Here is an 8,346-nt window from a genome sequence, read left to right as displayed (position 1 = left end):
TGCGCTCCATGGCCTTGCCGCCGATATAGAGCGTGGTCACCGTGCCGGTGGTGCCCGTGTCCACCCGCTTGTAGCGGGCGCGATCCGGACCATAGGTGATGGCCACCGACTTGCCGCCCTTGCTGATCAGGGACGCCATGTCGAAGGCGGTGTAGCTCACCAGCTTGCCGTCGCCCGAGGTCATGTTGCCATTGGCGTCATAGCAATAGGTGGCGTTCCAAGTGCATTGTAGGTGACCGAAATGGTCACCTTACAACGTGCGGCCTATATTACCCACCCACTTTTATCGCTATGGGGCGGTGAAGGAATCGACCGTCTCAAATGTTGTGAATCTTCCCTCTCTGTCAACATAGATATATATTACAATAGCCTGATCTACAGCCGGATCCTTAGATACTTCTCTGACTATTAATTGGTATCTGCTATTGAAATCGTCGAAGGTGTATCTCCATCCGACATTTGCGAAAAATTCCTCAATATCTCTCCTCGATGCATTTCGCTTCAGGGAGGAAGATATCGTGTGACGAATTTCTGCCTCAGCAGTTTCATTTCGGCCACGCATTATTGTGTCGATCATATCTTTGCCTGCCTCATGGACATAGCTCGGGGTGGCACTTGCGGTGAGCGCAATCGCGCCCAGCATCAAGGTGAACAGCCGTCGCCAATTAGTATGCATACATCGATCTCGACGCTTTTCCATCTTGCCAACCCGGCGCGTTCACAATGGGATTTGGCCTAGAAAACCCTAAACTCTCAATGAACGTGAATGCGTATGAGTTGCTGTTAAACCTAAAGCCTTGATAGCTGATCATATTCCTGTTGGTCGTTCTCGCAAAGATGTTAGCCCTAAGCTTGAACTCAGAAAACGGCATATTGAGGAAGCCAATTTCCTGAAGCGTGTGAACCGAGCTTGGTGGATCACGGAAGGTTTCATCGTAGGGGCCAGCTACTGCACCGATGAACGGGCCGCGTCCTCCGGGAAAAACTGGACCCGCTCTCGTGGCGTATTGTTCGCCCGTTATACCATCGGTTCCGATGACAAGGGCATGATTGGTCCCCAAGCCAACGGGTGTGTCGGTATAACCCAATGCGACGTCCACCCCCTGCACCCCGCCAATAGGCTGCACTTCGGCATCATTAATACTCCCGATAGACCCAGCGCCGTCGAACATGGCGCGGCCGGCGATGGCGAAGGCGGCGGTGGCGGCGCCGTTAACGAACTTGCCGCCGGTGACCTCCGCGGCAATGCCGCCACCGGCAACCGAGATCACGTTGCTCATGAACTCGTTGTTCCCGGTCAGGACGCCCCCACCGAGATTGCTGAAGGTGCCGATGCTGCCCGCGGCAAAACCACTGAGGAACGAGCCGCCTTGCGCCACCGACAGCGCGCCGCTCACCACGCCATTGCCGGCGCTCTGCAACAGGGCGCTGCCCATCTCGGTCAGGCCCTGCACAGCGCCGGCGAGGCCTTGCGCCAAGCCCGCTCCGCCCATACTGGCAATGCTGAACGCCATGGCTTGCAGGGCGTCTGTGATGGATCCCCCTGCCGCCAAGGTTAGAGCGCCTGCTACCGGAGCGCAGGTGAGCACCGCGGCAGGATTGGCGCAGGCCACGATCTGGATCGCGGCCCTGAGCAGCGGTGTGTTGCCCACGGCCTTGATCACCGCCTTGACGATGGACGAGATCGCTTTGAACGCGCCCTTGAGGAAGTTGCCGAGCGCCTTGAAGATCTTCCCGAAAAAGAACCCGGTCGGATCGGTCATGGAGAGCGGGTTGTTCAGCACATACGAGTAGCGGTTCCAGGCCTGCAGGTTGGAGACGTCCTGCAGGAAGGGATCCGCCGACAGGAACCGGCCCAGCTCGGGGTCATAGACCCGGCCGTTCATGTGCACGAGCCCCACCGGATCGAGCTGCTCATGCCCGGTGAAGCCGCGGGTGGTGACCAGGGGGACATAGGCGGTCGCATCCGCCATGGCCTGCCAGGTCACCTCCCGACGCTTGCCCCAGGCGTCAAAACTCATGCGCTCGAGCACCGCCCCGGCCTCGTCGGTGATCACATCCACCGAGCCCAAGTGGTCGCGCAGGAGATAGCTGGTCTGCGTGGTGGTGCCCGAGGTGGTCACCACCGCAAATTGCGGCTCAGCTAATAGCTAGTCTTTCCAGTACTTACCTTTTGCATCTATAGTGTCGGGTGAGGGTTCAATTGGGTCCGACAGAACCGTGAATTTTGGAAGATCTATATGTAAACTTCTCCAAAAATCTACCAATTTGTCCGCGTGAACCCTCTTGTGCCTACAGCTCTTCCAAAATTGCATGTATAAGCTATTTCCATCGGGTCCAAACGTCATGACCGCAATTGGAATAGTTCTTGCTTTCCGCTCGGGCCACTGCATCATGGAATGTCGTGAGTTACGCGGATCACTTACTCCAGCCCAATCGAGCTTAAACCCGACTATGCATTGACTCCGTGTTGGTCTTTCCAGCTCCGCCGCGTGAAGCGTAAGGACTAGAGCCCCAATTCCGAGTGCAATCAATCCTATCCGCGATAGGGGTTGCCACCTCATGGCCCTAAATCTCTTTCCTTGTATACCTTCAGCGTGTTGTACATTGCGTTATCGTGAGCCCCTTGTTGAGGGGGTAGCGTGATGGTCCACTGATGACTGGGTCCTGGTGCGCTAGCTTCAATCACAAAACGATTCGGAGATCCAGCTCCTGTAAATCCAGATGAATACCAGACCTCTTTGAACCATGAAGGAGATGCCAAGGACGGCAGCGGGTTACCGTCTTGTCCCATGGGTGTAGCATACACGGAGAACCAAAATTGGTTTGTCGGCGGATACGCCATACTCGAAGCTTCTACCGCGATCCGTTCTCCCGCATTCACAGTCAACGACGAGCTGTAGTCGTCAATTCGCCCAACCGGTTCCCACCGACTCTTGTCAAACGACTCGCCCCACCCCGCAGCAAGCCAATTGTTTCGGCCGACGCAATCTGTACTTCTGCAGGTGTTATACACGAACGCGAAGGCGGCGGTAACGGCACCGTTGGCGAATTTGCCACCTGTCAGTTCCGCTGCGAGACCGCCGCCGGCCGCCGATACCGCAGCGCCCGCCAGTATGCTGTTCGTGGCATTGCTGACTTGTAGCGATACTTGGCTGAAGCCGGCGCCCACCGCGTTGGCGGCAAAGCCACTGAGGAATGAGCCTCCCTGTGCGACCGAGAGCGCTCCGCCGACAACGCCATGGACAGCGCTCTTCACGGCCAGGAAATGGGCGGAACCAGCCTCCAACAGCCCCGCTTGCACCGCTTGGCCTAGGTGGGCACCGACCTGACCCCAGATATGCACTTGCGCTGCGGCGAAGGCCATGGCTTGCAGTCCGTCCAGAATGGACCCTCCCGCAGCTAAGGTGAGCGCGCCGGCAACCGCCGCACAGGTCACCCAGGCAGTTGGATTGGCACAGACATAGGCGGTCGCATCCGCCATCGCCTGCCACGTCACCTCACATAGTTGATCCGTCCGGTGGTTTTAATTCCAGACCATTATTCTCTTTCCATCCAAAAAGTCCAACACGGCTGCCTCGGGGCCTCGATAATCATCGTCCTCCAATCCGATTATCAGTCTAAGCCCCCCCGAAAACTCGATATCTATGCAGTTATCGAGCGTTTTAAGATGAATAATAGTTCTTCCGGTAATATCATCTAGTTCACCTCCAATGGTTTTATACTTATTGAATACATTAAAAACAGCTCCGCAACTCATATTTATTTGAAGATAATCGTGGATTACCGACGCGCTCAACACTGATGACCCCTCTATTGAAAAGTTTTCCACGATGCGCCTCAATCAATGAGAAAGTGGTTGCGGTCGTTTCCTAGTGTCCGGCCAGTATAAGGATCAACGCCTTGACCTAGTCTGTTATTGTACTTTACGTAACCATTTGGATACCCGGGACTGCTTCCACGAGGTGGGGTTGGATACATCAAACGCAGTGTATCGACCTGACCATTCGCGCCACCAGCACCTCCTGTAAATGCCACGCCGGTCTGGCGACCAGACTGGTTTATCACAGGAACAGGCCCCGTCGCTCCCTTTGGAACAGGAAAAGCGGTGCCGCGTGGACTGACTATGAAGTCGATCACCGACTTGACAGCGTCTCTTACGGCAGCATTGATCTTTGCAGCATCATCTCCAGCCCTACCGCCGTAGAAAGCTGTGCGCCCTCCTCCCGGACCCTGTAGTAGCGGTGTACGAGTATAACCCGGTTGTCCCGGTAGATTTTGGGACATCGCAGGCTCGATTAGTACTTCTACCTGAACTTCATTTACACTGACAGCAGACCCAGCGCCGTCGAACATGGCGCGGCCGGCGATGGCGAAGGCGGCTGTGGCGGCGCCGTTGACGAACTTGCCGCCGGTGACCTCCGCGGCAATGCCGCCACCGGCAACCGAGATCACGTTGCTCATGAACTCGTTGTTCCCGGTCAGGACGCCCCCACCGAGATTGCTGAAGGTGCCGATGCTGCCCGCGGCAAAGCCACTGAGGAACGAGCCGCCTTGCGCCACCGACAGCGCGCCGCTCACCACGCCATTCCCGGCGCTCTGCAACAGGGCGCTGCCCATCTCGGTCAGGCCCTGCACAGCGCCGGCGAGGCCTTGCGCCAAGCCCGCTCCGCCCATACTGGCAATGCTGAACGCCATGGCTTGTAACGCGTCTGTGATGGATCCCCCTGCCGCCAAGGTTAGAGCGCCTGCCACCGGCACGCAGGTGAATACCGCGGCTGGATTGGCACAGGCCACGGCTTGGATCGCCGCCCGCAAGAGCGGGGTGTTACCAATGGCCTTGATCACCGCCTTGACGATGGACGAGATCGCCTTGAATGCGCCTTTCAGGAAGTTGCCGAGCGCCTTGAAGATCTTGCCGAAGAAGAACCCGGTCGGATCGGTCATGGAGAGCGGGTTGTTGAGCACGTACGAGTAGCGGTTCCAGGCCTGCAGGTTGGAGACATCCTGCAGGAAGGGATCCGCCGACAGGAAGCGGCCGAGCTCCGGGTCATAGACCCGGCCGTTCATGTGCACGAGGCCCACCGGATCGAGCTGCTCATGCCCGGTGAAGCCGCGGGTGGTGACCAGGGGGACATAGGCGGTCGCATCCGCCATGGCCTGCCAGTTGACCTCCCGCCGCTTGCCCCAGGCATCGAAGCTCATGCGCTCGAGCACGGCGCCGGCCTCGTCGGTGATCACATCCACCGAGCCCAAGTGGTCGCGCAGGAGATAGCTGGTCTGCGTGGTGGTGCCCGAGGTGGTCACCACCGCAAAGTCGCCGATATAGTGCTTGGTCTCGATCACCCCGCCACGGTCGATGCGCTCCATGGCCTTGCCGCCGATATACAGCGTGGTCACCGTGCCGGTGGTGCCCGTGTCCACCCGCTTGTAGCGGGCCCGGTCGGGCCCATAGGTGATGGCCACCGACTTGCCGCCCTTGCTGATCAGGGACGCCATGTCGAAGGCGGTGTAGCTCACCATCTTGCCATCGCCCGAGGTCATGTTGCCATTGGCGTCATAGCAATAGGTGGCGTTCTTGATGCCGGACACTTGCGTGACCGCGTGCGGCCCGGGCTGGGCACCGCCGGTGCAGCCGCCATAAGTGTCCGCAGCCTACCAAAATCCGCCGGAGTTCGAATTAATGGGTTGAGCTTCAGCCTCTTAAGAGAACCTTCCTACTTCATGGCCGAAATTACTAAACGTCTCCTTTCAGCTTAATTGGGCCAATGACGGGAGAAAAATCACCTTTCCACACATCTAATTCGGCCAAATGGCAGTGATCATCGACAAACAGGGATAAGAAAACCGGCGTACCGTCCACGTCAACTGCCTCTGTACTTGAAATCATTTCATAAGGCCTCTCTCTTGATTCTTCTACGCCCTCTCGTTTTACACTACCCATGCCACCGTCGTCCATATCTTCTACTTTGTATTTCTCTAGCGCGCTCATAATCACGTTCTCGCACCTAGTACCCGCGGCAAGTCTCCTCATGATCTCGATCTCGCTGTAGCGGAGCGCTCTTCTCATGATCTAATTTTTCCCAAATATTGTTCCAACATTAACAACATCATCGCTAACCCGGAACGCCCTGTACTCTACTCTTAGTCCGCTTACTGTCACTTGTCCAATGTAACTGGATCGAAAGGGAATGTTCGATGCGAGTGGCACCAAATCAGCGGACACAGCAGACATTACAGCATTTCGGTCGAGCCCAAGCCTTCTCGATGTGTCTAAACGTGTGATAAATCTGGTTTTCATTTGCTCCGAAACGAATAGCCGGAGTGACTAACGTTGCCCGAAGTCCAAAGACCGCAGCGACTCGTGCTATCCCAGCGCTTAGGGCGCGAAATGCCAATCCACCAGCGCCGATTTCGATTATTGCTCTCTCGAATACCCAAGATTCTTGATGCAATCTGGGGCGTGCGGGGGGCAACTGCTTGCCGGAGTGACAACAGCTCGGCTAGCTATTTGCGCCTCGTCCAAACTTTGTGTAGTTGCAGCGCCCGCTTTCAGATATCCAGCCGCTACGGCAAACGCAGCGGTTCCAGGCCTGCAGGTTGGAGACGTCCTGCAGGAAGGAATCCGCCGACAGGAACCGTTAGGAGCCTTTTGATCGAGCCAGCCAAGCTGCACGGGCCTGATTCAAACTGAGCTGGTTCGCGCCGCCCCAGAACTCTGGATCTTCTGACTGGAGTGGATCATCTTCCCAGCCACAGATAGGGCAGATTTCGTAGCTCCCAGGCTTCGAAATCACCCGTGTGCCACAACAAGGGCAAGGGTTAAGGTTTTGGTTCGTCATCATTGCCTGTGCCAGTACTTGATTCCTTGACTTGGTTTAAAGAACGTTCTAGGTGCACCATATGGAGTTTGTACACCAAAAGTATTGCTCCCTGGATGGTAAAATAATCTATCGCCGCCAGTTCGCACTTTTGTGAGTGTTCCTGCTGGCGGATTCTTAAAGAATGCGTGTGCTCCTTCAACATAGTCGTCCAGCGTGCTGAACTGAGGAAATTGCTTTCCGTGCTTGGCAAAATGGGCGGCAGCGTTTTGCGAAGCACTCAAGCCTGAACTGGGACTTGCTGACCACATGGGCGCCCGCATAACCCCTAGTCGGATGAGAAAGCGTGTTCCCGCTGCCAAGACTGATCGACCAACGGTAGCAACGGCTCCAGCTACGATTGGGGCTCCCAAGTGCCATGCAGCGGGCTCGATAACCACCTCACCTTGGACATCGTTGATGGTCTGTATAGATCCAGAGCCGTCGAACATCGCGCGGCCGGCGATGGCGAAGGCGGCGGTGGCGGCGCCGTTAACGAACTTGCCGCCGGTGACCTCCGCGGCAATGCCCCCGCCGGCAACCGAGATCACATTGCTCATGAACTCGTTGTTCCCGGTCAGGACGCCCCCACCGAGATTGCTGAAGGTGCCGATGCTGCCCGCGGCAAAGCCGCTGAGGAACGAGCCGCCTTGCGCCACCGACAGCGCGCCGCTCACCACGCCGTTGCCGGCGCTCTGCAACAGCGCACTGCCCATCTCGGTCAGGCCCTGCACAGCGCCGGCANGCGCCGGCAAGGCCTTGCGCCAAGCCCGCTCCGCCCATACTGGCAATGCTGAACGCCATGGCTTGCAGGGCGTCTGTGATGGATCCCCCTGCCGCCAACGTCAAAGCACCCGCCACCGGGACACAGGTGAACACCGCGGCTGGATTGGCACAGGCCACCGCTTGGATCGCCGCTCGCAACAATGGTGTGTTGCCAATGGCCTTGATCACCGCCTTGACGATGGACGAGATCGCCTTGAACACGCCTTTCAGGAAGTTGCCGATCGCCTTGAAGACCTTCCCGAAGAAGAACCCGGTCGGATCGGTCATGGAGAGCGGGTTGTTCAGCACATACGAGTAGCGGTTCCAGGCCTGCAGGTTGGAGACGTCCTGCAGGAAGGGATCCGCCGACAGGAAGCGGCCCAGCTCGGGGTCGTAGACCCGGCCGTTCATGTGCACGAGGCCCACGGGATCGAGCTGCTCATGCCCGGTGAAGCCGCGCGTCGTGACCAGCGGCACATAGGCGGTCGCATCCGCCATGGCCTGCCAGGTCACCTCCCGACGCTTGCCCCAGGCATTCATGCCTAGGCATCGAAGCTCATGCGCTCGAGCACGGCGCCGGCCTGATCGGTGATCACATCAACCGAGCCCAAGTGGTCGCGCAGGAGATAGCTCGTCTGCGTGGTGGTGCCCGAGGTGGTCACCACCGCAAAGTCGCCGATATAGTGCTTGGTCTCGATCACCCCGCCACGGTTGATGCGCT

Annotated in this window: 8 protein-coding genes; all 8 read right to left on the bottom strand. The window is 57.7% G+C overall.

Translation table 11 applies throughout. The annotated features are described in order from the left end of the window. The coding region (locus tag E4P09_RS25720) for a hypothetical protein (protein ID WP_137392521.1) at positions 1-184 on the bottom strand (184 nt) is incomplete at its 3' end. A gap of 481 nt (positions 185-665) precedes the next feature. Beyond that, positions 666-2,123, bottom strand: a complete 1,458-nt coding sequence (locus E4P09_RS25715) for an RHS repeat domain-containing protein (protein WP_137392520.1) — start codon at positions 2,121-2,123, stop codon at positions 666-668. Between the two features lie 437 nt (positions 2,124-2,560). Further along, on the bottom strand, positions 2,561-3,484 hold the full coding sequence (locus E4P09_RS25710) for a hypothetical protein (protein WP_137392519.1): 924 nt from the start codon (positions 3,482-3,484) through the stop codon (positions 2,561-2,563). Between the two features lie 356 nt (positions 3,485-3,840). Next, the gene (locus E4P09_RS25705) at positions 3,841-5,592 is read right to left on the bottom strand and encodes an RHS repeat domain-containing protein (RefSeq protein WP_137392518.1); all 1,752 of its coding nucleotides are present in this window, start codon (positions 5,590-5,592) and stop codon (positions 3,841-3,843) included. 145 nt (positions 5,593-5,737) lie between these two features. Continuing rightward, positions 5,738-6,070, bottom strand: coding sequence for a DUF6984 family protein (locus tag E4P09_RS25700; protein WP_137392517.1), 333 nt, complete (start codon positions 6,068-6,070; stop codon positions 5,738-5,740). Between the two features lie 571 nt (positions 6,071-6,641). Then, complete coding sequence (locus E4P09_RS26940; protein WP_137392522.1) at positions 6,642-6,842, bottom strand: CPCC family cysteine-rich protein; 201 nt, start codon at positions 6,840-6,842, stop codon at positions 6,642-6,644. Further along, positions 6,842-7,420 (bottom strand): hypothetical protein, encoded by a 579-nt coding sequence (locus E4P09_RS25690; protein WP_137392516.1) that lies wholly within the window; start codon positions 7,418-7,420, stop codon positions 6,842-6,844. The genes E4P09_RS26940 and E4P09_RS25690 overlap by 1 nt, the downstream gene beginning before the upstream one ends. After that, positions 7,353-8,165, bottom strand: a complete 813-nt coding sequence (locus E4P09_RS25685) for an RHS repeat domain-containing protein (protein ID WP_137392515.1) — start codon at positions 8,163-8,165, stop codon at positions 7,353-7,355. Before E4P09_RS25685 ends, E4P09_RS25690 begins: the two co-directional genes overlap by 68 nt. Between the last annotated feature and the right edge of the window lie 181 nt (positions 8,166-8,346).

It is taken from the genome of Rhodoligotrophos defluvii (assembly GCF_005281615.1).
In the GTDB taxonomy this organism is placed as follows: domain Bacteria; phylum Pseudomonadota; class Alphaproteobacteria; order Rhizobiales; family Im1; genus Rhodoligotrophos; species Rhodoligotrophos defluvii.
Note: the sequence above shows the minus strand (reverse complement) of the source record. Positions and strands in the feature narration are given on the sequence as shown.